The sequence below is a fragment of the Alsobacter soli genome (assembly GCF_003004785.1).
Lineage (GTDB): Bacteria > Pseudomonadota > Alphaproteobacteria > Rhizobiales > Beijerinckiaceae > Alsobacter > Alsobacter soli.
On sequence record NZ_PVZS01000016.1, the window covers coordinates 38303 to 61974 of the forward strand.

Sequence of the window (23672 nt, forward strand, 5' to 3'; positions counted from 1 at the left end):
GCCAACGAGGTCATGACCTTCCGGGAGCTACTCCTCGAAGCGGCTCGTAGCGTCGCGATTCCGCTCATACCGCCTCGCGAGCGGAAACGGCGGCAGCCAGGCCTCGCGGCGGATGACCCAGTTTTCGTAGGTCGGCCTCAGCTGGTCGGGGGCGTCCAGGGATCCGAGGTTCACCTCGACCTCGTCCCCGGTCCGCGCAAAGACCGAGGAGCCGCAGCGAGGGCAAAAATAGCGCCCGGCGTAGTCACGCGTTTCGCCTTCAACGCTCACCGCCTCTTCGGGGAAGATCGCGGACGCTTGAAACAAGGCCCCGTGGTGCTTGCGGCAGTCGAGGCAGTGGCAAAGGCCCACCCGGTAGGGGCGTCCAGACGCCACGAAGCGAACGTCGCCACACAGGCACCCGCCCGTGAATCGATCCATGCTGGGTCTCCTCTGACTCTCCCCAGCAGAGCAGGCCCCGACTTGGCCGATGCGTCAACGCCGGTCCAGCGGGCCCAGGCCCGGGCTTCAGGTGCGAGTTTCGAGCCGAAATTGGCGATCTCGTCCGGGCGCGTCTTCGGCGTCGCCCCACGCTGTCGCCGTGGGCGGCCCCAGCCGCAGCAGGTCAATCGCCCGCGCGGCGATCTGGTCGATGATGTCGGCCACGGTGGCCGGCAGCAGGTAGAAGCTCGGCGCGGGAGGAGCCACGATGGCGCCCATCTCGGTCACCGCCGCCATGGATCGCAGGTGTCCGAGATGCAGCGGGCTCTCCCGCGCGATGAGCACGAGCCGGCGACGCTCCTTCAGGTGCACGTCGGCCGCGCGCACGAGCAGGTTGTCGGAAAGCCCGGTGGCGATGGCCGACAGCGTGCGCATCGAGCACGGGGCCACGATCATCCCGCCGGTCGGGAAGGATCCGCTGGCGATGGAGGCGCCCACGTCCTCGATCGGGTGGACGCGATGCGCCAGCCGCCCGAGCCGCTGGAGCGCGTCCGCCCCCACCTCGTGCTCGAGGGTCCGGTGAGCGGCGCGCGATACGGTCAGGTGGACCGCGACATGCGGCAGGGCGGCGAGGCGCTCCACCACGCGCACGCCGATGCCGGCGCCCGAAGCCCCTGAAATGCCGACGACCACGCGGACAGGCTCGCTCACTGAACTGCTCCCGCCATCCGCGCCGGCCCGAGCCCGAGGTCGTCCCACAGGGCGTCCACCCGGGCGCTCACCTCCGGCGCCATGGCGAGGACCTTGCCCCACGGGCGGTTGGTCTCCGGTCCGATCTTGGTCGTGGCGTCGAGGCCGAGCTTGCCGCCGAGGCCCGGCTCGGCCGAGGCGAAGTCGAGCGCGTCGATGGGCGTCTCCGGGATCACTACGAGGTCGCGCGGCGCGTCGAACCGCGTCGAGAGGGCCCAGACGACGTCCTCCCAGTTGCGGACATTGATGTCGGGATCCACCGCGACGATCAGCTTGGCGTAGGTGAACTGCGGCAGCAGCGACCAGAGCCCGAGCATCACGCGGCGAGCCTGCCCCGGGTAGCCCTTGTCGATCGCCACGACGATCGCCCGGTACGAGCAGGCCTCCGGCGGGAGCCACAGGTCCCTGATCTCTGGGAACTGCCGCTTGGCGAGCGGGATGAACAGCTCGGTCAACGCCTCGCCAAGCCGCGATGGCTCGTCCGGCGGCCGGCCCGTGTAGGTGGAGAGGTACAACGGGGAGCGACGGGAGGTGATCGCCGACACGGTCATCACCGGGTAGCGCTCCACGGCGTTGTAGTAGCCGGTGTGGTCCCCATAGGGCCCCTCCTCCGCCGTTTCGGTGGACGACACCGTGCCCTCGATCACGATTTCCGCGTCCGCGGGCACGAGGCATGGCGTGGTCAGCGCCTTGGCGACCCGGGTGCCCCGGCGCCGCAGCAGACCCGCGAAGGCCAGCTCGCTCATGTTTTCCGGCAGGGGCAGCACGGCGGACAGGATGGTGGCCGGGTCGGCTCCGATCGCGACAGTGATCGGCATGTCGAGCCGCCGGCTCGCCCACATCCTGTGGTGGCGCGCGCCTCCTCGGTGGGCGAGCCAGCGCGCGATCAGGCGCCGCGGACCGAGCACCTGCATGCGGTAAACGCCTACGTTGATGTCGCTCGGGTCGTCCGGCGCATGCGTGATCACCAGGGGCCAGGTGACCAGCGGCGCCGGCTCCCCCGGCCAGCACCACTGCACCGGGAGCGCCGTCACGTCGGCGTCGTCGCCGAGCGAGACCTTCTCCTGAACGGGCGCGCTGCCGCCTCGCCGGAGGCGCATGTTGAGCGCGGCGCGCAGCATGGGCAACCTCTCCAGGGCGTCCCGCAGGCCGGATGGGGCCGTGGGATGGCGCAAATCCGCGAGCGCCGCGCCCACTTCGCCCAGCCTGTCCGGCTCGACGCCGAGGCCCCAGGCGATCCGCTCCACCGTCCCGAACAGGTTGACCAGGACCGGCGTGGCGCTGACCCGGCCCGCGGCGTCGACCGGCTGCTCGAACAGGAGCGCCGGCCCGTTCTCGGCCAGCACGCGCCGGTGCACCTCCGTGATGTCATGGACCAGGGACATGGGTCGGAGGATGCGCCTGAGCCGGCCGCGCCGCTCGAGTTCGTCGGTGAAGCCCCGCAGGTCGGAACTGGACGGGAAGGTGCGTTGGTAGAACCGCTGGCGCAGCATGTCCTCGCTTCTCCCGGCGGAGCGTGCGAGTCTTTGTTCCGGCGCAAACACGGCCGCGGAGGCCTGCGTAGGATCTGGCCGCCCTGCGAGGACCCGCACCGTTGAAGCAGCTTCCGTCCCTGGCCAGCCTGGCGCTGGCCCCTGCCCCCTTGCCGCTGATCGCGGCCGCCGCCCGCTTCGCCTTCAACGGCGTCATGCGCCGCCATCCCGAATTGGCCGACCGCCTCGGCGACCACCGGGCGAAAACCTTCGGCTTCGATCCCGTTGACCTGCCCTTCGCCTTCGTGATCCGGCCGGAGGCGGGCGCCATTGAGGCGGTCCGACGCCTGCCTGCGGCCCTGGACGCGGCGGCGTCGGGGCCCTTCTTCGCGCTGCTCGCCCTGCTGGAAGGCCGCGTCGACGGCGACGCCCTGTTCTTCTCGCGCGAGATCGAGGTCTCCGGCGACATGGAGGCCATCCTGGCCCTGCGCAACGCCCTGGACGACTGCGGCATCGACTTGCCGACGGAGCTGGCCGCCTCCTCCGGCCCACTTGGTCCATTGATGAAAGCAGCGTGTGAGCGCGTACGCGCACGCGTGCTGGAGCGCGGCGCATGGAACTGATCTGCCCGGCCGGCAACTCGGCCGCCTTTCGCGAGGCCGTGGACGCCGGCGCGGACGCGGTCTACTGCGGCTTCCGCAACGAGACTAACGCGCGCAACTTCCCGGGGCTGAACTTCACCCGGGACGAGTTCGAAGCCGCTGTCGCCTACGCCCGCAGCCGCGGCGTCATGACTTTCGTGGCGATCAACACATTTATGCGGGCCGGGGCCGAAGCGCTGTGGTTCCAGGCCGTGGACGACGCCGTGGCCGTAGGCGCGGACGCGGTGATCCTGGCCGACATGGGCCTGATGGCCTACACGGCGGACCGGCATCCCGAGCAGCGCATCCACGTCTCCGTCCAGGCCGCCGCGTCCAACCCCGAGGCGGTCGGCTTCCTGGCGGACGCCTTCCAGGCGAAGCGGGTGGTGCTGCCCCGCGTCCTGTCCCTCCCGGAGGTCGCCAAGCTCACGGCGTCAGTTCCAGTCGAGACCGAGGTCTTCGTGTTCGGCGGCATGTGCGTCATGGCGGAGGGACGCTGCTCCCTGTCGAGCTACGCGACCGGGCTCTCGCCCAACATGAATGGAGTGTGCTCCCCCGCGAGCCACGTCCGCTACGCCAAGGACGGCGCCGCCATGGTGTCCGAGCTCGGCGGCTTCGCCATCGACCGCTTTGAACCCGGCGAGCCGGCCGGTTATCCCACCCTGTGCAAGGGCCGCTTCCGGGCAGGCGGCGAGCAGGGCCACCTGTTCGAGGACCCGATCAGCCTGGACGCGCTCGATCACCTCGACGCGCTCCGCGAAGCCGGCGTCAGCGCGCTCAAGATCGAGGGCCGCCAGCGCGGCAAGGCCTATGTGGCCGAGGTGGTGTCCACCATCCGGCGCGCGCTGGACGCGCCGCCTTCCGCCCGCCGGGCCATCGTGGCGCGTCTGCGGTCCGTCAGCGAAGGCCAGCGCACCACCTCGGGCGCCTACGAGAAGCGGTGGCGCTGATGACGAGCAACTGTGAGAAGCCGGTCCTCGCCCTGGGGCCCATGCTGTTCCATTGGCAGGGCGCCGACTGGCGGGATTTCTACTTCCGGCTGGCGGACGAGGCGCCGGTGGACGAGGTCTACCTCGGCGAGACCGTCTGCTCCAAGCGGCAGCCCTTCATAGAGCCGCACATCGCCGAGGTGGCAGAGCGGCTGCAGGGCTCCGGCAAGCGGGTGATCCTGTCGTCCCTGACCCTCGTCACCCTGGAGCGCGAGCGCCGCTCCGTGCGCGAACTGGCCGCGCAGGACGACCTGCTGGTGGAGGCGAACGACCTCTCGGCCCTCCAGGCCCTCGCCGGGCGCCCGCACGCCGTCGGGCCGATGATCAACGTCTACAACGGGCCCACCGCCGCTCTGCTGGCCCGCCAGGGCGCGACGGTCATTTGTCTGCCTCCCGAGCTGCCGGCCTCCTCCATCGCGCAGATCGCGCGTTCGGCGCCGGGCCCCGCCTACGAGGTCCTCGCCTTCGGACGCGTGCCGCTGGCGATTTCGGCCCGCTGCGCGCACGCCCGCGCCAAGGGCCTCGCCAAGGACAATTGCCAGTTCGTGTGCAGCCAGGATCCCGACGGCCTCGCCGTCTCCACACTGAAAGGGCAGCCCTTCCTCGCCATGAACGGCGTGCAGACGGTCTCCTTCACCTGCCAGGCGCTGCTGGGCGAACTCTCCACGCTTGCGGCCGGCGGCGTCTCTCGTTTCCGGCTCTCGCCGCAGCGCTGCGACATGGCGGCGGTCGCGCGGCTGTATCGCGACGTGCTGGATGGCGCGCTCGATCCCGCTGAAGCAAGCGATCGCCTGCGCGCCCTCGCGCCGGACCTGCCGCTCTCGAACGGCTTCCTGCACGGGGCCCCTGGCGCCCAATGGATCGCCGATGGGCGCCGCCGGCTCGCGGCCCACGAGTGATCGGGGCGCCTGCCGCCCCGAGCTCCACGTGGTCTTCTTCCGGCTGGCGAGCGCCCACGCGGCGCTGGCCGGGCTTCTCTGGCCCGCCGCTCGCCTCGGGCTCGTCGAGACCGCCCGCGCCGCGCTGGCGCATCGGGAAGAGCTGATCTTCGGCGCCGTGCCGATGATGATCGCCGGGTTCACCCTGACGGCTGCGCGCCGCTGGACCGGCCGCCCCGTAAGGCCGGACCCGTCCGCGGCCCTGCTCGGCGCGTGGGGCGCCGGGATTCTGGCCCGGCTGTCCGACTGGCCCGGCGCTCGCGCCGCCTCGGGCGCCCTGCCCCTGCTCCTGGGAGCCGCCCTCGCGATCCATCTCCTGCGCTGCCGCCGCTGGCGCGACCTGACTCTTGCGGCTTTGGTGACCGGCATGGGCGCGGCCGCCCTCGCGCCCGCGTCGTTGCTGGACCAGGACTCCGCCTTCCGCCTCGCCTTCGCGCTCGGAGCGGCGCTGCTGATCACCCTGTCGGGGCGCATCGTCCCCGCCCTTGGGCGCCATTTCCTCGCGCTGCCCCCGTTGATCCCGGACGCGCGATCGCGCCGGCTCGAAGCCGTTGAGACCGCCTTCGCCAGCGCCGCGCTGGCCCTGTGGGCGATTCGGCCCACCGGTGGAATGACCGCCCTCGCACTGACCGCCCTCGCGGCGCAGCGCCTCGCCGCCGTCGCGCGCTGGCGCGTCTGGCCCATGGCGCGCCACCCTCGCCTCCTGGCCATGCTCGCCGGAGCGCTCGCCCTGTCGGTGGGCTGCGCCGCGTTGGCGTGGTCCGCGGCGGGCGGCGGGCTGGCCACCGCCATCGGCGTCCACCTGCTCGCCCTTGGCGGCTACGGCCTGCTCGGGCTCGCCGTGATGGCCAGCATGGTCCACAAGCGCCGCGGCGCCGCCTTCGCTGTCGCCCCCGGCGAGGTGGCCGCCTACGCCGCCATGGCGGGCGCGCTCGGCCTCCGGCTCGCTGGGCGCGGGCTCACCTGGGGCCCGGCGGCGGCCGGCGCATGCTGGAGCGCCGCGTTCCTGCTCTTCCTCCTGTTCACACGAAAAGCGACGCGAAATCTCGGCCCTAAACCCTGCCAGGGCTGCTGATCCGCCGCTTCGCTTGTGTCGCGGAGGAAGATGGCGGACAAATCGATTCAGGTTATCTGTTGCAATCCAGGGTCGGTCGCCGGGCATGACCATCGCCGATGTGTGCAGCCCCGCCGTAACGCCCCAGGCCCAGTCGGTCCGGACCGTCGTCTTCCTCCTCGTCGACGGCGTCTCCATGATGAGCCTGGCGAGCGGCATCGAGCCGCTGCGCTCCCTGAACCGTCTCATCGGCCGCGAGGCCTGGCGCTGGCGCCTGGCCAGCCCGGACGGGCAGCCGGTGGCCGCCTCCAACGGCATCCCGCTGCCGACCGTCCCGGCCGACGAGGCCCTCGTGGGCGCCGACTACCTCTTCGTCTGCGGCGGCCTGCGCATCCAGTCCGTGGATGAGAAGCGCTACCTCGCCGTGCTGCGTCAGGCGGTGCGGGCCAAGGTCGCCGTGGGCTCGCTCTCGACCGGCACCTACCTGCTGGCGCGCGCCGGTCTCCTCGACGGCTATCGCTGCACCATCCACTGGGAGAATCGCCCGGCCTTCCAGGAGGCCTTCTCGAACCTGGACTGCACAGACAAGCTGTTCGAGATCGACCGCGACCGCCTCACCTGCTCGGGCGGCGTCGCCGCCATGGACCTGATGCTGCATCTCATCGCCGAGCGCCACGGCGGCGACCTGGCCCGACGAGTCGCGAACCAGTTCCACCACGAGCGAATCCGCGACGAGCGCGACAACCAGAGCGGCGGGCGCCTGGAGCGCCTCGTCAACCTGCCTCGTTCGGTGCGCACCGCCATCCAGATCATGCAGGGGGCCATCGAGGACACGCTGTCCATCGCCGCCATCGCCGAGCGCGTGGGGGTGAGCCCACGCCAGCTGGAGCGGCTGTTCCTGCGCTATTTCGAGGTCACGCCGGCGCGCTACTACCTCGCCCTTCGCGTCGATCGGGCCCGCGAGTTGCTGCTCTATTCGGACTGGCCGATCCTGGAGGTGGCCGTCGCGACCGGGTTCACCTCGACCTCCCATTTCGCCTACTGGTTCAAGCGGCTTCATGGGGTCAAGCCGTCGGCTGTCCGCGTGCGCGACGCGCGCGGGGCCCCAGCTCCGGCCCCCGAGACCATACGTCGATAAGACGACGTTCCATGTCGTTTCCCCGGCCCTTACCATCTCCGGGGGCGCCTGATGCTGGGTCGGCGGCTTGAGCCCGCGAGGGTCTGGAGGGGCGGGTGGAGACCTTGGCCTTCATGGCGGCGAACGTACCCGTGATCGGGCACCGGATGCTCGAGCACGTGTCGCTGGTTGGCGTCTCCGTGCTTGTGGCGATCGCCACCGGCGTGCCGATCGGCATCCTGATCACCCAGAACCAGGCCGCCGCGGACCGGGTGCTCTACGGGGCCGCGGTGATCATGACGATCCCGTCCATCGCCCTGTTTGGGGTGCTCATTCCCATCCTGTCGCTCATCGGGCAAGGCATCGGCTACCTCCCCGCCGTCATCGCCCTGATCCTCTACGCCCAGCTCCCGATCATCCGGAACACCTACACGGCGATCATGAACGTCGATCCGGCGTTGCGCGAAGCGGCGCGCGGCATGGGCATGACGACGCTCCAGCGCCTGCGCCGGGTGGAGTTGCCGCTCGCCCTGCCGGTTATCATCAACGGCGTCCGAAACGCCGTGGTGCTCAACATCGCGATCGGGGCCATCGCCACCTACATCGGCGCCGGCGGGCTCGGCACCTTCATCTCGCGCGGCATCTCCCAGACGGATATCCGCCAGCTTCTCACGGGCGCCATCACGGTCAGCCTGCTCGCCATCATGGCCGACATGGCGCTGGTCGGTCTGCAGCGGGCCATCACCTCCCCGGGGCTGCGGCTGCGATGATCAGGCTCGACCAGGTCTCAAAGCATTTCGGCCCGCTGGTCGCAGTGGACCGGGTCGACATGGAGGTGCCGGCCGGCGAAGTCTGCGTCCTCCTCGGCCCCTCCGGCTGCGGCAAGACCACCACGATGAAGATGATCAACCGCCTCATCGAGCCGAGCGCGGGCAAGATCTTCGTGGACGGGAAGGACGCCGCAAGCGTCGACGAGGTCACGCTGCGGCGCTCCATCGGCTACGTCATCCAGCAGATCGGCCTCTTCCCGAACATGACCGTGGAGGACAACATCTGCGTGGTGCCGGACCTGCTGGGCTGGCCCCGCCGCAAGTCTCGGGCCCGGGCGGCCGACCTGCTCGAACTCGTCAACCTCGATCCGGGCATCTTCCTGAAGCGCTATCCCAAGCAGCTCTCGGGAGGCCAGCAGCAGCGGATCGGCGTGGCGCGAGCGCTCGCCGCGGACCCGCCGGTCCTCCTCATGGACGAGCCCTTCGGGGCCATCGACCCGATCAACCGCGAGGTGATCCAGGACGAGTTCATGAAGCTCCAGGCGGAGCTGAAGAAGACGGTCGTGTTCGTCAGCCACGACATCGACGAGGCGGTCAAGATGGCGTCCCGCATCGCAATCTTCCGCGACGGCCGCCTGATCCAGTACGACACGCCGGACGCCATCCTGGCCCGCCCGGTCGACGCCTTCGTGGCCGAGTTCGTGGGGTCCGACCGGACCCTCAAGCGCCTGCGGCTGCTCAAGGTGACGGACGCCATGATGGCCGATCCTCCACGCGTGCGCGCCGAGGATCCCATCGAGACCGCCGTGAAGTTGATGGAGGAGCACGGCCACGCCTCGGTGGTCATGGTGGGGCCGCGCGGCCGCGCCCGCGGAGTCGTCCGGCTGGAGGCCGTCCAGGGCCGCAAGGGCGTGGTCGGCGACCACCAGGAGCCGCTGCCCGGCGTGGTGAACGTCAAGAGCGACCTGCGTACGGCGGTCTCGGAGATGTTCACCCACGGCCTGACCTGGCTCGCCTGCGTGGACGACGAAGGGTTCTACAAGGGCTACATCACCCAGCGCGGCGTATCCCAGGCGCTCGGCGCGCCCTACAAGGACCGCTGAAATGTCCGCCGCCGGCCTCAGGAGCGCTGGGCGGATGCTGCTCCTGCTGGCCGTGTTCGCGTGTGGCGCCTGGCTGCAGGCCCAAGGATTTCTGCCGTCGCTGCTGCGCTACAGGGGCGACGTTCTCTATCTCATCCGGGGCCACCTCGAACTCGCCGCCCTCTCCGGGGCGCTCGCCATCGCGGTAGGGTTGCCACTCGGGATCGTCCTCAGCCGTCCGCGCTTCGAGGCCTACGCCGACATGGTGATCCAGGTCGTCAACCTCGGCACCACGATCCCGACACTCGCGCTGATCGCCATCGCCATGTCCGTGCTCGGCATCGGCGCGCCGCCCGCGGTGTTCGCCCTCTTCGTACTGACCCTGCTGCCCATTGTGCTGAACACGGTCGCGGGGCTGCGCTCGGTTCCCGGCTACCTCATTGAGGCGGCGCGCGGCATGGGCATGACGCCCTGGCAGGTGCTGAGGCGCGTCGAACTGCCGAACGCCGTCTACGTCATCCTGGCCGGCGTCCGCACCGCCATGGCGATCAACGTCGGGACCGTCCCGCTGGCTTTCCTGATCGGCGGCGGCGGCCTCGGCGAACTCATCTTCACGGGCATCGACCTGATGGAGCCGACAATGCTGCTGGCCGGGGCGATCCCGACCGCGCTGCTGGCGGTCCTCGTCGATTTCGCGATCGGCCAGGCTCAGTTCTGGCTGGTTCCAAGGGGGGTCAATCCGCTGCGCTGAGCAGCGACAACAACAAAGGGGAACGACGATGTTGAAGCGGACCTTTCTGGCTCTCGCCGGGGCGACCCTGGCGCTTGCGGCCCTGCCTGTCGCCGCCGGCGCGCAGACGATCGTGGTCGGCGGCAAGAACTTCACCGAGCAGCAGATCATGGCCGAGATGACCACGCAGTTGCTCAAGGCCAAGGGCTTCACGGTGGACAAGCGCGCCGGCCTCGGCACGGCGCCCCTGCGCCAGGCCCAGGAGAACGGCCAGGTCGACGTCTACTGGGAATACACCGGCACCTCGCTGATCACCTTCAACAAGGTGAACGACAAACTCGACGCGGCTGCCACCTACGCCAAGGTGAAGGAGCTCGACGCCGCCAAGGGCCTCGTCTGGCTCAATCCCTCGAAGGCCAACAACACCTACGCGCTCGCGATGCGCAAGGCGGACGTGGAATCGAAGGGCATCAAGACCCTGTCCGAGCTCGCCGCCAAGATCAAGGGCGGCGCCTCCCTGAAGTTCGGCTGCAACGCCGAGTTCTACGCCCGCCCGGACGGGCTCGGTCCGCTGCAGACCGCCTACGGCTTCGAGTTCGGCCGCGAGAACGTGGTGCGCATGGACACGGGCCTCGTCTACCAGGCGCTGCGCGACTCGCAGGTGGATGTCGGCCTCGTCTTCGCCACCGACGGCCGCATCCCGGCCTTCAACTTCGTGGTGCTCAAGGACGACAAGGGCTACTTCCCCACCTACGCCATGACGCCGGTGATCCGGAAGGACACGCTCGACAAGAATCCCAAGCTCGCCGACATCCTGAACGGGCTTTCGGCCAAGCTCGACGACGCCACGATGGCGAAGCTTAACTCAGCCGTAGACGTCGAGAAGAAGAGCGTCGAGGAGGTCGCGGCCGGCTTCCTGAAGGAACAAGGGCTGGTCTGAACGGAGCGCCGCGACACAGGCGCGACGCGATCCCCCTGCCCCTCGTGGGGAGGGGTTAGGGGGTGGGTGGTCTCTCGCGCGTGTCGCGACCGCTCACTCCCACTGGAGACGCCGATGCAAACCATCGCCTTCATCCACGACCTGCGATTCGAAGCGCTGCCGGCCGACGTGGCCCAGCAGGCGCGCCGCTGCCTGCTCGACCTGGTCGGCGTGGCCGCGAGCGGGCGCTCGACACGCCTGTCGCGCATCGCCCACGGCTTCGCGGCCCGGCAGATGGGCGCGGCCGAGGGCGGCGCGCGCCTCCTGTTCGACGGCCGACGCGTCAGCCCGACCGGCGCCGCCTTCGCGGGCGCGGCGACGATCGACTCGTTCGACGCCCATGACGGACATCCGCTCACCAAGGGCCACGCGGGCGTCACCGTTCTGCCGGCGCTGCTGGCCGTCGCGGACGCAGGAGGCAACGGCGTCGACGAAGAGCTCTCCGGCGCCGAGGCGCTCGCCGCCCTGGTCATGGGCTACGAGATCGCCATCCGCGCCGGCATCGCGCTTCACGGCAGCGCCGCCGACTACCACACCTCCGGCGCCTGGAACGCCATCGCGGCTGCGGCGGTCGGGGCAAGGCTGCTGCGGCTCGACAGCATGACGACCCGGCACGCTCTCGGAGTCGCCGAGTACCATGGCCCCCGAAGCCAGATGATGCGCTGCATCGACCACCCCACCATGGTGAAGGACGGCTCCGCGTGGGGCGCCCTGGCGGGCGTCTCCGCCGCGTACCTCGCGGCCGACGGCTTCACCGGCGCCCCGGCCATCACGATCGAAGCGCCCGAACAGCACGAGTTGTGGGACGACCTCGGCTCGCGCTGGCGCATCCTGGAGCAGTACTTCAAGCCATGGCCGATCTGCCGCTGGGCGCAGCCGGCCGTGGAGGCGGCGGCGGGCCTCGTCAAGGCTCATGGCGTCGCGCCGGAGGCCATCGAGGCCGTGGAGGTCGCGAGCTTCGCGGAGGCCGTGCGACTGGGCACGACGCCGCCGGCCGACACGGAGGCGGCCCAGTACGCGCTCGGCTTCCCGCTCGCGGCCTACCTGGCGCGCGGTCGCCTGGGCGCGGAGGAGGTCGGGGACGAGGGCCTGCGCGATCCGGCGGTTCGCTCGTTGCTCGCCCGCATCAGCCTGCGCGAAGATCCCGCCCTCTCGGCGCAATTCCCCGCCCGCCGCCTCGCGGCCGCGACCATCCGCCTGCGGAACGGCGCCGTGCTCGCCTCCCCGGTCACGCCCGCGCGCGGCGACGCGGACGCGCCGCTGTCGGACGACGAGCTCGAAGCGAAGTTCCGGGACTTGTCGGTCAGCCTGGGGGACGAACGGACGAACCGCATCGTGCAGCTTGTCAGAGGCCTCGGCCCCAACGGCCCGGCGCTCGGCGCACTTTTGGAGCTCCTCGCGCCGCCTGCGGCAGAATCCCTGTAAGATCAGCTGGATCGCAGGATCCGCTCACCATCTCCGCGAGCGAAGCGAAGCAATCCAGGGGGACCGGGCGCCGCTTCCCGGCCGGCCTCATTCCCTTTCGCGTCATGGCCGGGCTTGTCCCGGCCATCCACGTCGGCGCCCGAATATGGATGCACGGGACAGGCCCAGGCATGACGGCGGAAAGGTGATACGTCCTGTTCGTGGCGGCGACTACGCCGCCTCCATCTCCTCGGCCGCCCTCGCCTTCCAGCCCTGGAGGTCGCGCCAGTTCGGCTCCAGGTCGGCGAAGCGCTCGAGCCTGAAGCTCGAGATATCCGCGAACCCGCAGGCGCCGTCGACCACGAGGTCGCGGATGGCCCGGCCGCTCGCCGGCGACAGCCCGAAACCGACGCTCGACAAGGTCGCCACAGTGGCGTTCTCCACCGTCGCGAGCCGGTCGATCACCGGGCGACCATCCGGCGTGTTCTCGATCACCCCCGCCCACGAGCGGATGATGCGGGCGTGGGCCGCCTTGGGGAACAACTCGGCCACCCGCCGGCCGATGGCGCCCATTAGCGGCGTGCTCGGCTTGGGCGGCGCGGCCTCGCCCTCCGCCTGCAGCCACTCGTGCGGGCCGCCGCCATAGGCCAGGTTGCCACGCAGCGTCTGGCGGCCGTACAGGCCGTTTCCATCCACGCCCCCATAGGGCATGAGCGGCAGCGGCTCGGTGACGATCATCTCGGCCCGGGCTGCGGCCATTGGGACCTCCTGCCCGAGCATGGCGGAAAGAGCGCCCGTGGCCGGACCGGCCGCGATCACGACGTGGTCGCAACCAACGATACCCCGGTCCGTGCGGACGCCCGTGACGCGCCCGCCGGACGTCTCGAACCCCTGCACGGCGCAGCGCTGCCAGATGCGGCCGCCATGGTCCTCGATGGCCCAGGCGTAGCCCTGGAGCGTGCGGTGCGGGTTGGCGTGCCCGCCGAAGTGGTAGAAGTAGCCGCCCACCGCATTGTCGCCCGCGAGCGGGACGAGCTCGCAGATATCGTCCCGATCGAGCACGTCGGTGCGGAACCCCTGCCGCTCCGCGTTGCGCATGGCGCGCGCATAGAGCGTCATCTGCGCGTCGCTGAAGGCGAGGCGGATGCGCTTGGGCTGGAACTCGGTGGGATAGCCCAGTAGTTCGTCCATCATCGGCCACAGGCGCTGCTCTTCGAGGAACAGCGGCGAATGGTGGTGGGAGCATCCCCCGCCGTTGCGGCCGGAGGCTTCCCAGCCCACCATCCCTTTCTCGATCACCAGGACGTCCACGCCCTCCTGCGCCAGATGCCAGCCGGCGCTCAGCCCGGTGACGCCGCCGCCCACGATGACGACCGCCGCTCCCCTCGCCTCTTCCACCGCGGCCTCCCTCACTCGCTCGCCACGGGGCCGGACCCGCGGCCCGTCGCGACCGTGTAGCGCGCCGGCGTCTCCCAGAACGGCGTCCATTGCGCATGCATCCCGAACCAGCTGTCCCAGTGCTCCGCCTGCGCCGGCGCTTCCGGGAGCTGGCCGGCGGAGGCCAGCGGGATCGGGCGAACGGGCGCCCGATGGCTCGCGAGCGGCACGTTGGCCAGCCTCTCGCCGGATTGCAGGGCGAGCAGGCACGCGACCTGCTCGCGGCAGCGCCGGCCCTGGCATGGCCCCATCCCGGCGCGGGTAAGCCTCTTCACCTGGTCCGGATGCGGCAGGCCCTCGCCCAGGAGGGCGCGGAGGGAGCGATCGTTGCGGCGTTCCTGGGTCCAGCCCAGGTAGCGGGGCGGACGAACCTCGACCAGTTCGCGCGCGGTGACGTCCTCGCACTGGCACACCGGCGGCTCGCCTCGCGCTTCCACCACGCTGGCTCGCACCCAGCCCAGCCTGTAGGCCTCAATGTCATAGGCGGGCGCTTCGGGGATGACGGCGTGGGGCGCCGCCTCAACGCCGGCGCCGCCGCGATCCCCAAGGATGGCCGCAACCGCCCGGCGCGCCTCGGCGTCCGCAACGGCAAGGTCCCGGCTCTTGGCCGCCCAGATCCCGGCGCAGTCGCCTACGGCGAAGACGTTGCGGATGCTGGTCCGCTGGTCCGGCCCGACTACGGGAGCATAGCCGCCGCGCTCGGGCTGGAACGCCGTGGCGCAGCCGAGCGCGTCGAGCAGGTCGATCACCGGCACGGCGCCCACGCCGAGCACGACACCGTCGCACGGGATGCGGCGCTCCTCGCCGACAGCCCGCCCGTCGACGTCGACGGCGCTGACGAGCGCCGCCTCCACGCTGGCGCCCAAAACCTCTCGCACGACGTGGCCCAGCAGCAGCTCCGCCCCGCCCTCGACCACGGCGGCGACAAGGTCGGCCGGACCGACGGGCGCGGTCGCCTGCTCCACCACGGCGACGACCTCCCCGCCCGCGGCCTGGATCGCGAGCGCCGCCTCCAGCGCCTCGGCGGTGGTCCCCAGCAGAACGACCCGCCGCGGCTCCAGCGCCCCATAGCGCGCGGCCAGCATGCGCGCTGCGGTGGCTCCCATCACGCCGGGCTTGTCCCAGCCCGGAAAGGCGAGCCCTATGTCGCGCCGCCCGGCGGCGACGATCACGTGCTCGGCCCCGATCAGCCAGGATCGCTCGCCATCGGTCAGGCCCGCCACCGTGCCCGGCAGCCAGGCGGCGCCCGGGCCCGGGCTGTAGAGGCCCCAGCAGGCCGTGCGCAGGCGCAAATCCACGCCCGACTCGAAGGCCTGCTCGATCAGCGGCTCGGAGGCGACGAAAGCCTCCATGGCGGCGTTGCCGTTGCGCGACGCGGCGCTCATGCCCTGGCCGTAGTGAAGCGGGACGTCCTCTCCCATCGTGGCGTAGGACACGGGGTTCTCGTCCACGACCACTGCCGAGAGCCCGCTCTGCGCGGCAGCAAGTGCGGCCGTGAGCCCTGCCCGTCCGGCGCCGATCACCAGCACCTGCGCGCGCTCGGACGGCTCCACGGTCTTCCCGGCCACGGATTTGGGATCATAGGCGTCGGCGGATGGCATCGGCGGCTCGCACATGGGGAAACGCCGCGATTGTTCCCGGGGCGCTCGCACATAGGCGGCCGGTTTGCGACGTCAACGACGGCGAAAACGACCTCCGCCATTCATTCCGCATGTCGCTCCGCTGACGTCGCCATGTCGGTTTTCTGGCCTCGCCGGTCGTACGCCATGCCGGTCGAAGAAGCGGCCGCGGCGATCATGCCCGCGTCACGAAGGGGGACCGCTGCATGAGCGTGGAAAGGAGACGCCGCGAGGGAGGCCGGGCCCGCAACGCGGTCCCGACGAAGCTGCCTCAGCTGCCCCGCCAGGACGTGGTGAACCCCTACCCGCCCATGGAGCTGCTGTCGGCCGACCAGGTGGAGGCCATCCACCAGACGTCCCTGCGTATCCTGGAAGAGTTGGGGATCGAGGTAATGTCCAGGCGCGCCCTCGACATCTTCGCGAGGGCGGGCGCGACGGTCGATCACGCCAGCATGACGGTCCGGCTCGACCGTGGGCTGGTTGAGCAGGCCCTCGCCACGGCTCCGTCCAGCTTCACGCTCACGCCCCGCAATCCCGAAAAGCGCGTCATCCTTAGCGGCGCCCACATCAACTTCGGCCTCGTGGCCGGGCCGCCCAACGTGCACGACTGCGTGCGCGGCCGGCGCCAGGGCAATTACCAGGACTACTGCGACCTCATCCGCCTGGCGCAGAGCTTCAATTGCATCCACCTGCTGGGCAACCAGGTGTGCGCGCCGATCGAGCTGCCCGCCAACTCGCGCCACCTCGACACCTACCGCGCCAACCTGGTCCACACGGACCTCGTCTACCACTGCTCCGCCATCGGGGCGGGGCGCGCCACGGACGCGATCCGCATGACCGCCATCGCGCGCGGCCTCACGCTGGAGCAGATGAAGGCGAGCCCGGCCGTGCTCACCATCATCTCGGTGAACAGCCCGCGCCGCTTCGACGAGGCCATGTCGGAAGGCCTGGTCGCCATGGCTGAGCACGGCCAGGCCGTCGTGATCACGCCCTTCACCCTGATGGGCGCGATGGCGCCCGTGACGCTCGCCGGCGCCCTCGCCCAGCAGAACGCCGAGGCGCTGCTCGGAATCACGCTCAGCCAGCTGGTGAATCCCGGATGCCCGGTGGTCTACGGCGCCTTCACCTCCAACGTGGACATGCGCTCCGGCGCGCCAGCCTTCGGCACGCCCGAGAACACCAAGGCCAACGTCGCCAGCGGCCAGCTCGCGCGTCGCTATCGCCTGCCCTATCGCGCGTCGAATTCGAACGCCTCCAACGTGGCCGACGCCCAGTCAGCCTACGAGACGCAAATGGCGCTCTGGGGCGCGGTGCTCGGCCACTGCAACCTCGTCTACCACGCGGCCGGCTGGCTCGAAGGCGGGCTCACCAGTTCGTTCGAGAAGCTCGTGCTGGACGTCGAGATGCTCCAGCACATGATCGAATTCCTGAAGCCCATCGCGGTCGACGACGCGGAGCTGGCCTTCGACGCGATCGCAGGCGTGGCCACCGGCGGCCACTTCTTCGCCTCGCCGCACACGCTGGAGCGCTACGAACGGGCCTTCTACCAGCCGATGGTCTCCAACTGGCAGAACTACGAGAATTGGCAGCTCGCCGGGGGGCTCGACGCCACCCAGCGCGCCACCCGCATCTGGCAGCGCGCCCTCGCGGAATACGAGGAGCCTCCCCTGGACCCGGCGATCCGGGAGGAGCTGGACGCCTATGTGCGGACGCGGCGTGCCGAAATCGCGGCGGGCGAGCCCTAGCGAGATCAGGCTGCGGCGGCAAAGCGCCAAATCGACAGGCCTGCGATGTCCACGCGCGGCGCGCCCTTCGTGACCAGATCAGCGACCACCTCGCCCACCGCGGGCCCGAGTTGGAACCCGTGCTGGGAGAAGCCGAAGGCGTGCACGAGCCCGGGCGCGGTCGCGCTGGGGCCGAGGCACGGAATGTGGTCGGCCATGTCTCCCTCCACGCCAGCCCAGGCGCGCAGGACCTGCGCTTCGGCCAGCCGGGGCGCGGCCCGCACGGCCCGCGCGAGCACCGTCTGGCACACGGCCGCCAGGGGCCTCGCCCGTTCCTTGCCCATGTCGACGTCCGACTCGCCGCCGCCGATCACCACCGAGCCTTGGGCCGTCTGCCGAAGCGCCACCCCGCCTCCGCAGATCCCGATGGACCGGTCCATGAAGGCTGGCAGCGGCTCCGTCACCATGCAGTTCGGCGCGATCGGCTCCAGCGGCACGGGCTCGCCGAACTGCTCCGCAATGCGCGCGCCCCAGGCGCCGGCCGCATTGACCAGCCAGCGGGCGCGCGCTGCGCCCTGTTGCGTTTTCATCAAAAACCCGTCCCCGTCCCGCTCGATCGCGGTCACGCGGGTGAAGTCCCGCATGTCCGCCCCGAGCCGGCGCGCTGCCGCGGCAAAGGCGGGCGCGACCAGCCGCGGGTTGGCGTGGCCGTCATCGACGCAGAGCGAGGCTCCGACCACCTCCTCCCCGAGCCAGGGATGCAGCTCCCGAACGCGGTTGCGACCAATCAGCTCCAACTCGAGCCCATGCTCTCGGGCGCGCTCGGCATAACCCTCGAGGAAGACCATGTCGGCGTCGGAATAGGCGAGCTTGAGGTGTCCGGAGACCGTGAACTCGGCGTCTGTGCCGATCAGTTCAGGCAACCGGCTCCACAGCTCGCGCGAGCGGCGCGACAGCGGCATCTCGGCCAGGTCCCGCCCCTGGCTGCGCACGCCCCCGAAATTGACGCCGCTCGCCCCGACCCCGAACGCGCCCTTCTCGAACACGACCACCGGGACGCCCCGCGCGGCCAGGTGAAACGCCGCGCAACACCCCGCGATTCCGCCGCCGATCACCGCGACTTCCGTTGCGGTCGCGCCGACGCTCATTCCGGATACAGGTGGCAGGCGACCACCCGGCCGTCCCCGGCCTTGCGCAAGGACGGATAGACGCTGCGGCAGACGTCCATGGCGTGCGGGCAGCGCGGGTGGAAGTGGCAGCCTTTGGGCGGGTTCACCGGCGACGGCGGCTCGCCTTCCTGGAAGGCCATGTGCACGGCCGTATCCGGGTCGGGGTTCGGCGAAGAGACCTTGAGCAACTGCGTGTAGGGATGCAGCGGCGTGTCGAAGATGTCCGGCACAGGGCCCTGCTCGACGACGCGGCCGAGATAAAGAACCACCACCTTGCGGCAGAAGTGCCGGACCACGCCGAGGTCATGCGAGATGAACACGAAGGCGAGGTTCCGCTCCGCCTTCAAGCGCTCCAGCAGCACCAGGATCTGCGCCTGGACGCTGACGTCAAGGGCCGAGACCGGCTCGTCCGCAAACACGAGGTCCGGACCAAGCGCGAGCGCCCGGGCGATGCCGATGCGCTGGCGCTGGCCGCCCGAGAACTCGTGCGGAAAGCGATCCGCCGCGACCTTCGGCAGGCCCACCTCGTCCAGTAGGCGCTCCACCACCGTGCGCACGTCGCGCCGGTTGGCGAGGCCATGCACGCGCAGCGCCTCGCCGAGCGCTTCCCCGACCCGCTGACGCGGGTCCAGCGCGGAGGCCGGGTCCTGGAAGACGATCTGCATGCGCCGGCGCAGGCGGCGCAGGTCGGCCTTGGAAGCGCCCAGCACCTCCGTGTCGCCGAAGCGCACCGAGCCGCCGTCCGCCTCTATCAGGCGCAAGGCCAGCCGCGCCACCGTGGACTTGCCGCAGCCGGACTCGCCGACCACGCCCAGCGCCTCGCCCTGCCCGACCTCGAAGGACACCCCGTCCACGGCGCGCACCGCGACGGTCTTCGGGACGGGCCAGCCCTTGCGGGAGAGGAAGGTCTTCGACAGGTCGCGGACCTGGAGCAGCGTCTTGTTCTCGCTCATGCCCCGGCCCTCACCCAGCAGCGCACGCCGTGTTCCGGATCGCCGCCAAGCGGCGTCAGGGGCGGCCTCTCGGCGCATTTGGCGATGCGCAGCGGGCAGCGCGACTGGTAGCGGCAGCCGGCCGGCATGTCCGGCAGCGTCGGCACCTGCCCGGGGATCGGCGCGAGCTTGGAGGCGCGGTCCACCCGTGGCATCGCCGCCAGCAGCGCCTCGCTGTAGGGGTGGGTGGGCGCCTGAAAGAACGCCCGCATGGGCGCGCTCTCCACGACGTCGCCGCCGTACATCACCATGACCCGGTCCGCCACCGAGGCGACCACGCCGAGATTGTGGGTGATCAACAGGACGGCCAGGCCCTCCTGCTTCTGCAGGTCGGCCAGTAGCGCCAGCACCTGGGCCTGGATGGTGACGTCGAGGGCCGTCGTCGGCTCATCCGCGATCAGCACCCGTGGCGAACAGGCCAGCGCCATGGCGATCATGACGCGCTGGCGCATGCCGCCGGAGAACTGATGCGGGTAGGCGTCAAGCCGATCCGCCGCGGACGGGATCCGCACCAGCTCCATGAGCTGGACCGCGCGTTTGCGCGCCGCGTCCTTGCTCATGCCGCGGTGCTGCATCAGGCCTTCCGCGATCTGGAAGCCGATGGGCAGCACCGGGTTCAGCGACGTCATCGGTTCCTGGAAGATCATGCCGATGCGGTCGCCGCGCATGGCCTCCCGCTTGGCCTCGGTGGCGGCCGTCATGTCGACGCCGTCCACCACGATGCGGCCCTTGGAGACGCGGCCCACCGCCCCGGGCAGCAGGCCCATGATCGACAGGGCCGTCAGGCTCTTGCCGCAGCCGGACTCGCCGACCAGCGCCAGCGTCTCGCGCTGCCGCACCGTGAAGGACACGTCCCGCACCGCGTCGAACCAGTGGCCCGCGATGCGGATGGAGGTGGTCAGGCCCTCGACCTGCAGGGCTTCGGAGGCGGCGGTGATTGGGGCGGCGCTCATTGCGGCGCCCTCGGGTCCGTGGCGTCGCGCAGGCCGTCACCGATGAGGTTGAGGGCGATCATCACGAGCAGGATCGCCAGACTGGGAAACACGGAAAGCCACCATCCGTCGAGCAGGTTGTCGAAGCCTTCGCGGACGATGCCGCCCCAGGTCGCCGTGGGCGGCGGAACGCCGAGGCCGATGAAGGACAGCGTGGCTTCGGTGCGGATGGCGGTCGCCAGCCACAGCGAGGCCATCACCACCACCTCGTCCATGATGTTGGGCAGCACGTGGAGGAACATGATGCGCAGGTCGCCGTAGCCCAGCGCCCGGCAGGCGTCGACGAAGTCGCGCTCCTTCATGGCGAGCGTGGAGCCGCGCGCCACGCGCACGAAGGCCGGCACGGCCGTGATCGCGATGGCGAGGATGAGGTTCTGCAGGTTGGGTCCCAGCACCGCGACGAGCATCAGGCCCATGATGAGCTGCGGGAAGCTGAGCAGCACATCGGTGGCCGCCGTGATCGCCTTGTCGACCTTGCCGCCGTAGTAGCCGGAGATGACGCCCACCACCGTGCCGAAGACGACGCCCGCCATGGTGGCGACGAACCCAACGAACAGCGAGATCCGCGCGCCCCAGATGACGCGGGACAGCACGTCGCGTCCGAAGGCGTCCGTGCCGAACCAGTGGTCCGCCGTCGGCCCGACCAGGTTGAGCAGGACATCCTGCGCGTCCGGGTCGTAGGGCGCGACCTGCGGGGCGAAGGCCGCCACAAGGATCATGCCGATGACGAGCAGCAGGCCAACGACGAGCCCGCCGGAACGGGTCGCCCGCCGCCAGGCGGAGGGAGCGGCCAGGGAAACCTTGGCGGGCGCGGGGGCGGGTGCGGCGGCGTCGCTCATTGCGTCTTCACCCGCGGGTCGACGAGGCCATAAGTGAGGTCGGTCAGGATGTTGGCCACCACGATGGCGAAGGCGGACACCACCATGAGCCCCTGCAGCAGCGCGTAGTCGCGCTGGTTCAGGGCCGTCACGATGAGCTTGCCCAGCCCTGGCCGGTTGAACACGATTTCCGTCACCACAGCGTTGCCGATCAGCACGCCGAGATAGAGGCCGATCACGGTGACGATGGGGATGAGCACGTTGCGCAGCGCGTGGCGCCACACGATGAGCCGCTGCGGCAGGCCCTTGGCCCGGGCCGTGCGGATGTAGTCTTCGCCCAGCGCCTTCAGCATGCCCGAGCGCGTCACGCGCGTCACATAGGCGACCATGATCAGCCCGAGGTTGAACGCCGGCAGCACCAGCGCCCTCAGGCGCTCCACTGGGTCGGTGGCGTTCGCCGTGGAGATCACCGGGAACCAGCGCAGCTGCACCGCAAAGGCGATCAGCAGCAGGATGCCGGACACGAAAGCCGGGAAAGAGAGGCCCGCCAGGGAGAACAGTCGAGCGAACCAGTCGGCGAAGCCGTCGCGCTTCCGCGCGGCTAGGACGCCGAGCGGCACCCCCATGGCGACGCCGATGATGAGCGCCGCCACCGTGAGTTCGATGGTGAAGGGCAACACGGCCCAGACGTCGTCGACGATGGGCCGGTTGGTCACGAGGGAGCGGCCCAGGTCCCCATGGAGGATCTGGACCATGAAGTCCCAGTACTGGGACCAGAGCGGCTGGTCGAGGCCCAGCCGTTGCCGGAGCGCCTCGCGCGCCGCCGGGGTCGCTTGGTCGCCAAGGATCACGATGGTGGGATCGCCAGGGACGATCCGCACCAGGACGAAGACCAGGGTCAGCACCGCCCAGAGCGTGGGAATAGCCAGGGCGAGCCGCTTGGCGACGAAGCGCAGCATGGAGTTACTTCTTGGTGGTGTTCTCGGTGATCACCGGGCCCAGGTGGATCGCGTCCTTCAGGTCATAGCCGAAGTCCACGTTGGTCTTGTGGGCCCAGACCTGCAGCTGCTCGAACAGCGGAACCGCGCAGACCTCCTCCACGATCTTCTTCTGCGCCGTCGCCCACAGCTCCTTCTGCTTGGCGAGGTCGGGCTCGCTGCGGGCCGCGGCGATCTCCTTGTCGGCCACGGCGCAGTGCGAGAAGTTCGTCACCGCCGTGGGCGTGCCCACGGTCGACTTCGAGTCGAAGAACTGCGTCAGGTAGACGTCCGCCACCGGGAAGCGCGCGGCCGAGTAGTAGGTGACGCCGCTGAGGTCCTTGCGGATGTTCGCGTGGTAGGTCTGGTGGTCCACCACCTCCAGCTGCAGGTCGATGCCGACCTGCTTCAGCTGGCTCTGCACGATCTGCATGGAGTTCAGCATGGTCGGCAGGCTGGTCTGGACGGACTTCAGCTGTAGGCCCTTCTCGAAGCCGGCCTCCTTCAGGAGCGCCTTGGCCTTCGCGACGTCGTGCGGGTAGAGCGGCGCGTTGCTGGTGCCCAGATAGCCGTTCGGCACCACCGAGACCGGCGGCTCCGCGACGTTCTCGCCCTTGAACTGCACCATCTGCGGCCGGTTGATCGCGTAGGCGATCGCCTGCCGGACGCGCTTGTCGTCCAGCGGCTTCATGGCCATGTTCAGGTGGATGAGCGACAGCTCCGCCGGGCGCAGAACGTCGACCACGACGTCCTTCTCCTTCTTGAAGCGCTCGGCCCACTTCTGGTCCTGCCGGCCATACACGACGTCGAGCTCGCCGGACGTGAAGGCCAGGTCGCGCGCGGAATCAGCCGGGATGAAGCGGTAGACGATCTTCTCGAGCTTGGGCGCGCCGCGGAAATAGCTCTTGTTGGCGACCAGGGTCAGGCTCTCATTGGGCTTGTACTCCTGGAAGGCGAACGGCCCGGTGCCAACCGGCTTGAGGCGGAAGTCGGCCCCGAGCGCCTCCACCGCCTTCTTCGAGACTATGTTGCCGCCATGGTAGTTGGTCACGAGCCCCAGCAGCGACGGGATCGCCTGCTTCAGCTTGATGCGGACTGTGTACGGATCGACGGCCTCGATGCTGTCGATCGCCGCGTAGTCGGCCGCGAAGGACGAGCTCTTCGAGTCCGCGGCGCGCTTGAGGGAGAAGACGACGTCGTCGGCTGTCATCTCGCCGTAGTCGCCGTGGAACTTCACGCCCTTGCGCAGGTGGAAGGTCCAGGTGAGCTTGTCGGGCGAAGATTCCCAGCTCTCGGCCAGGTCCGGCTCAAGCGTCTCGAGGCTGGCGGAGCCGGGCTTGAAGCGCACGAGGCCGTTGAAGATCCACGACACGACCGGCTTGTCCTGCGTCGAGGTGGCGCGATGGGGATCGAGCTGGCCGACATCGGCCGCCGCCATGCCGACATTGAGCGTCTGCGCGTAGGCGCCAGGCGCGGTGGTGGCGAGCAGCAGCGCGGCCGCTGCGGCCAACAGGTGCATCTTCATTGACACTTCCCCTCTGGTTGTCGCGTCGCCGGGTCGAGCCGGCGCCGCGTGTTGGACAGGATCGTACGCGCGT

Annotated in this window: 22 protein-coding genes; 11 read left to right on the forward strand and 11 right to left on the reverse strand. The window is 70.2% G+C overall.

The features are described from left to right. Window positions 1–27 precede the first annotated feature (27 nt). From SLNSH_RS15180 to SLNSH_RS15190, 3 genes are all read right to left on the reverse strand, one after another. Complete coding sequence (locus SLNSH_RS15180) at window positions 28–420, reverse strand: GFA family protein (protein ID WP_106337853.1); 393 nt, start codon at window positions 418–420, stop codon at window positions 28–30. An 87-nt stretch (window positions 421–507) separates the two neighbouring features. Further along, on the reverse strand, window positions 508–1131 hold the full coding sequence (locus SLNSH_RS15185) for a UbiX family flavin prenyltransferase (RefSeq protein WP_106337854.1): 624 nt from the start codon (window positions 1129–1131) through the stop codon (window positions 508–510). Then, a complete protein-coding gene (locus SLNSH_RS15190; RefSeq protein WP_106337855.1) occupies window positions 1128–2663 on the reverse strand; it encodes a UbiD family decarboxylase in 1536 nt (511 codons plus the stop codon). The genes SLNSH_RS15185 and SLNSH_RS15190 overlap by 4 nt, the downstream gene beginning before the upstream one ends. A 101-nt stretch (window positions 2664–2764) precedes the next feature. Between SLNSH_RS15190 and ubiT the strand changes: the two genes are divergently transcribed. The 10 genes from ubiT (at window position 2765) to SLNSH_RS15240 (ending at window position 12367) form a co-directional block, all read left to right on the forward strand. Next, window positions 2765–3265 (forward strand): ubiquinone anaerobic biosynthesis accessory factor UbiT, encoded by a 501-nt coding sequence (ubiT, locus tag SLNSH_RS15195; protein ID WP_245422363.1) that lies wholly within the window; start codon window positions 2765–2767, stop codon window positions 3263–3265. After that, window positions 3256–4233 carry a ubiquinone anaerobic biosynthesis protein UbiU gene (gene ubiU / locus SLNSH_RS15200; protein ID WP_106337856.1) on the forward strand — a complete coding sequence of 326 codons (978 nt, stop codon included), beginning with the start codon at window positions 3256–3258 and terminating at the stop codon, window positions 4231–4233. The genes ubiT and ubiU overlap by 10 nt, the downstream gene beginning before the upstream one ends. Beyond that, window positions 4233–5171 carry a ubiquinone anaerobic biosynthesis protein UbiV gene (ubiV, locus tag SLNSH_RS15205; RefSeq protein WP_106337917.1) on the forward strand — a complete coding sequence of 313 codons (939 nt, stop codon included), beginning with the start codon at window positions 4233–4235 and terminating at the stop codon, window positions 5169–5171. The genes ubiU and ubiV overlap by 1 nt, the downstream gene beginning before the upstream one ends. A 28-nt stretch (window positions 5172–5199) precedes the next feature. Next, entirely contained in the window at window positions 5200–6285 is a 1086-nt protein-coding gene (locus SLNSH_RS15210) for an NnrS family protein (protein ID WP_210202517.1), read from the forward strand. An 85-nt stretch (window positions 6286–6370) separates the two neighbouring features. Then, window positions 6371–7402 carry a GlxA family transcriptional regulator gene (locus tag SLNSH_RS15215; protein WP_106337857.1) on the forward strand — a complete coding sequence of 344 codons (1032 nt, stop codon included), beginning with the start codon at window positions 6371–6373 and terminating at the stop codon, window positions 7400–7402. A gap of 95 nt (window positions 7403–7497) precedes the next feature. Beyond that, the gene (locus SLNSH_RS15220; RefSeq protein WP_280954478.1) at window positions 7498–8151 is read left to right on the forward strand and encodes an ABC transporter permease; all 654 of its coding nucleotides are present in this window, start codon (window positions 7498–7500) and stop codon (window positions 8149–8151) included. Continuing rightward, the gene (locus SLNSH_RS15225; RefSeq protein ID WP_106337858.1) at window positions 8148–9254 is read left to right on the forward strand and encodes an ABC transporter ATP-binding protein; all 1107 of its coding nucleotides are present in this window, start codon (window positions 8148–8150) and stop codon (window positions 9252–9254) included. The genes SLNSH_RS15220 and SLNSH_RS15225 overlap by 4 nt, the downstream gene beginning before the upstream one ends. A 34-nt stretch (window positions 9255–9288) precedes the next feature. Then, window positions 9289–9984 (forward strand): ABC transporter permease, encoded by a 696-nt coding sequence (locus SLNSH_RS15230; RefSeq protein WP_245422364.1) that lies wholly within the window; start codon window positions 9289–9291, stop codon window positions 9982–9984. 28 nt (window positions 9985–10012) lie between these two features. Next, the gene (locus tag SLNSH_RS15235) at window positions 10013–10903 is read left to right on the forward strand and encodes a glycine betaine ABC transporter substrate-binding protein (RefSeq protein WP_106337860.1); all 891 of its coding nucleotides are present in this window, start codon (window positions 10013–10015) and stop codon (window positions 10901–10903) included. Between the two features lie 114 nt (window positions 10904–11017). Further along, a complete protein-coding gene (locus SLNSH_RS15240) occupies window positions 11018–12367 on the forward strand; it encodes an MmgE/PrpD family protein (RefSeq protein WP_106337861.1) in 1350 nt (449 codons plus the stop codon). 210 nt (window positions 12368–12577) lie between these two features. On the opposite strand, the gene SLNSH_RS15245 is transcribed toward SLNSH_RS15240, so the two are convergent. Beyond that, a complete protein-coding gene (locus SLNSH_RS15245; RefSeq protein WP_210202518.1) occupies window positions 12578–13744 on the reverse strand; it encodes an NAD(P)/FAD-dependent oxidoreductase in 1167 nt (388 codons plus the stop codon). A gap of 11 nt (window positions 13745–13755) precedes the next feature. Further along, entirely contained in the window at window positions 13756–15384 is a 1629-nt protein-coding gene (locus SLNSH_RS15250) for an FAD/NAD(P)-dependent oxidoreductase (RefSeq protein ID WP_106337920.1), read from the reverse strand. A gap of 224 nt (window positions 15385–15608) precedes the next feature. On the opposite strand from SLNSH_RS15250, the gene SLNSH_RS15255 reads away from it, so the two are divergent. Then, complete coding sequence (locus SLNSH_RS15255) at window positions 15609–17147, forward strand: trimethylamine methyltransferase family protein (protein ID WP_106337863.1); 1539 nt, start codon at window positions 15609–15611, stop codon at window positions 17145–17147. A gap of 5 nt (window positions 17148–17152) precedes the next feature. Here the strand turns inward: SLNSH_RS15255 and SLNSH_RS15260 are convergent, their stop codons facing one another. From SLNSH_RS15260 to SLNSH_RS15285, 6 genes are read right to left on the reverse strand one after another with little or no spacing between them, the layout of a single operon-like run. After that, a complete protein-coding gene (locus tag SLNSH_RS15260) occupies window positions 17153–18274 on the reverse strand; it encodes an NAD(P)/FAD-dependent oxidoreductase (protein ID WP_106337864.1) in 1122 nt (373 codons plus the stop codon). Then, window positions 18271–19248, reverse strand: a complete 978-nt coding sequence (locus tag SLNSH_RS15265) for an ABC transporter ATP-binding protein (RefSeq protein WP_106337865.1) — start codon at window positions 19246–19248, stop codon at window positions 18271–18273. Before SLNSH_RS15265 ends, SLNSH_RS15260 begins: the two co-directional genes overlap by 4 nt. After that, window positions 19245–20240, reverse strand: coding sequence for an ABC transporter ATP-binding protein (locus SLNSH_RS15270; RefSeq protein ID WP_106337866.1), 996 nt, complete (start codon window positions 20238–20240; stop codon window positions 19245–19247). The genes SLNSH_RS15265 and SLNSH_RS15270 overlap by 4 nt, the downstream gene beginning before the upstream one ends. Next, a complete protein-coding gene (locus SLNSH_RS15275) occupies window positions 20237–21118 on the reverse strand; it encodes an ABC transporter permease (protein ID WP_106337867.1) in 882 nt (293 codons plus the stop codon). The genes SLNSH_RS15270 and SLNSH_RS15275 overlap by 4 nt, the downstream gene beginning before the upstream one ends. Further along, window positions 21115–22056, reverse strand: a complete 942-nt coding sequence (locus tag SLNSH_RS15280; RefSeq protein ID WP_106337868.1) for an ABC transporter permease — start codon at window positions 22054–22056, stop codon at window positions 21115–21117. Before SLNSH_RS15280 ends, SLNSH_RS15275 begins: the two co-directional genes overlap by 4 nt. Window positions 22057–22060: 4 nt before the next feature. Continuing rightward, a complete protein-coding gene (locus SLNSH_RS15285) occupies window positions 22061–23599 on the reverse strand; it encodes an ABC transporter substrate-binding protein (protein ID WP_106337869.1) in 1539 nt (512 codons plus the stop codon). Between the last annotated feature and the right edge of the window lie 73 nt (window positions 23600–23672).

Excerpts from the sequence above, each read along its gene's own strand:
- SLNSH_RS15180 (WP_106337853.1), bottom strand. The coding sequence starts at position 420 with ATGGATCGATTCACGGGCGGGTGCCTGTGTGGCGACGTTCGCTTCGTG.
- SLNSH_RS15190 (WP_106337855.1), bottom strand. The coding sequence starts at position 2,663 with ATGCTGCGCCAGCGGTTCTACCAACGCACCTTCCCGTCCAGTTCCGAC.
- ubiU (WP_106337856.1), top strand. The coding sequence starts at position 3,256 with ATGGAACTGATCTGCCCGGCCGGCAACTCGGCCGCCTTTCGCGAGGCC.
- ubiV (WP_106337917.1), top strand. The coding sequence starts at position 4,233 with ATGACGAGCAACTGTGAGAAGCCGGTCCTCGCCCTGGGGCCCATGCTG.
- SLNSH_RS15215 (WP_106337857.1), top strand. The coding sequence starts at position 6,371 with ATGACCATCGCCGATGTGTGCAGCCCCGCCGTAACGCCCCAGGCCCAG.
- SLNSH_RS15225 (WP_106337858.1), top strand. The coding sequence starts at position 8,148 with ATGATCAGGCTCGACCAGGTCTCAAAGCATTTCGGCCCGCTGGTCGCA.
- SLNSH_RS15230 (WP_245422364.1), top strand. The coding sequence starts at position 9,289 with ATGCTGCTCCTGCTGGCCGTGTTCGCGTGTGGCGCCTGGCTGCAGGCC.
- SLNSH_RS15235 (WP_106337860.1), top strand. The coding sequence starts at position 10,013 with ATGTTGAAGCGGACCTTTCTGGCTCTCGCCGGGGCGACCCTGGCGCTT.
- SLNSH_RS15240 (WP_106337861.1), top strand. The coding sequence starts at position 11,018 with ATGCAAACCATCGCCTTCATCCACGACCTGCGATTCGAAGCGCTGCCG.
- SLNSH_RS15250 (WP_106337920.1), bottom strand. The coding sequence starts at position 15,384 with ATGCCATCCGCCGACGCCTATGATCCCAAATCCGTGGCCGGGAAGACC.
- SLNSH_RS15255 (WP_106337863.1), top strand. The coding sequence starts at position 15,609 with ATGAGCGTGGAAAGGAGACGCCGCGAGGGAGGCCGGGCCCGCAACGCG.
- SLNSH_RS15260 (WP_106337864.1), bottom strand. The coding sequence starts at position 18,274 with ATGAGCGTCGGCGCGACCGCAACGGAAGTCGCGGTGATCGGCGGCGGA.
- SLNSH_RS15265 (WP_106337865.1), bottom strand. The coding sequence starts at position 19,248 with ATGAGCGAGAACAAGACGCTGCTCCAGGTCCGCGACCTGTCGAAGACC.
- SLNSH_RS15270 (WP_106337866.1), bottom strand. The coding sequence starts at position 20,240 with ATGAGCGCCGCCCCAATCACCGCCGCCTCCGAAGCCCTGCAGGTCGAG.
- SLNSH_RS15275 (WP_106337867.1), bottom strand. The coding sequence starts at position 21,118 with ATGAGCGACGCCGCCGCACCCGCCCCCGCGCCCGCCAAGGTTTCCCTG.
- SLNSH_RS15280 (WP_106337868.1), bottom strand. The coding sequence starts at position 22,056 with ATGCTGCGCTTCGTCGCCAAGCGGCTCGCCCTGGCTATTCCCACGCTC.
- SLNSH_RS15285 (WP_106337869.1), bottom strand. The coding sequence starts at position 23,599 with ATGAAGATGCACCTGTTGGCCGCAGCGGCCGCGCTGCTGCTCGCCACC.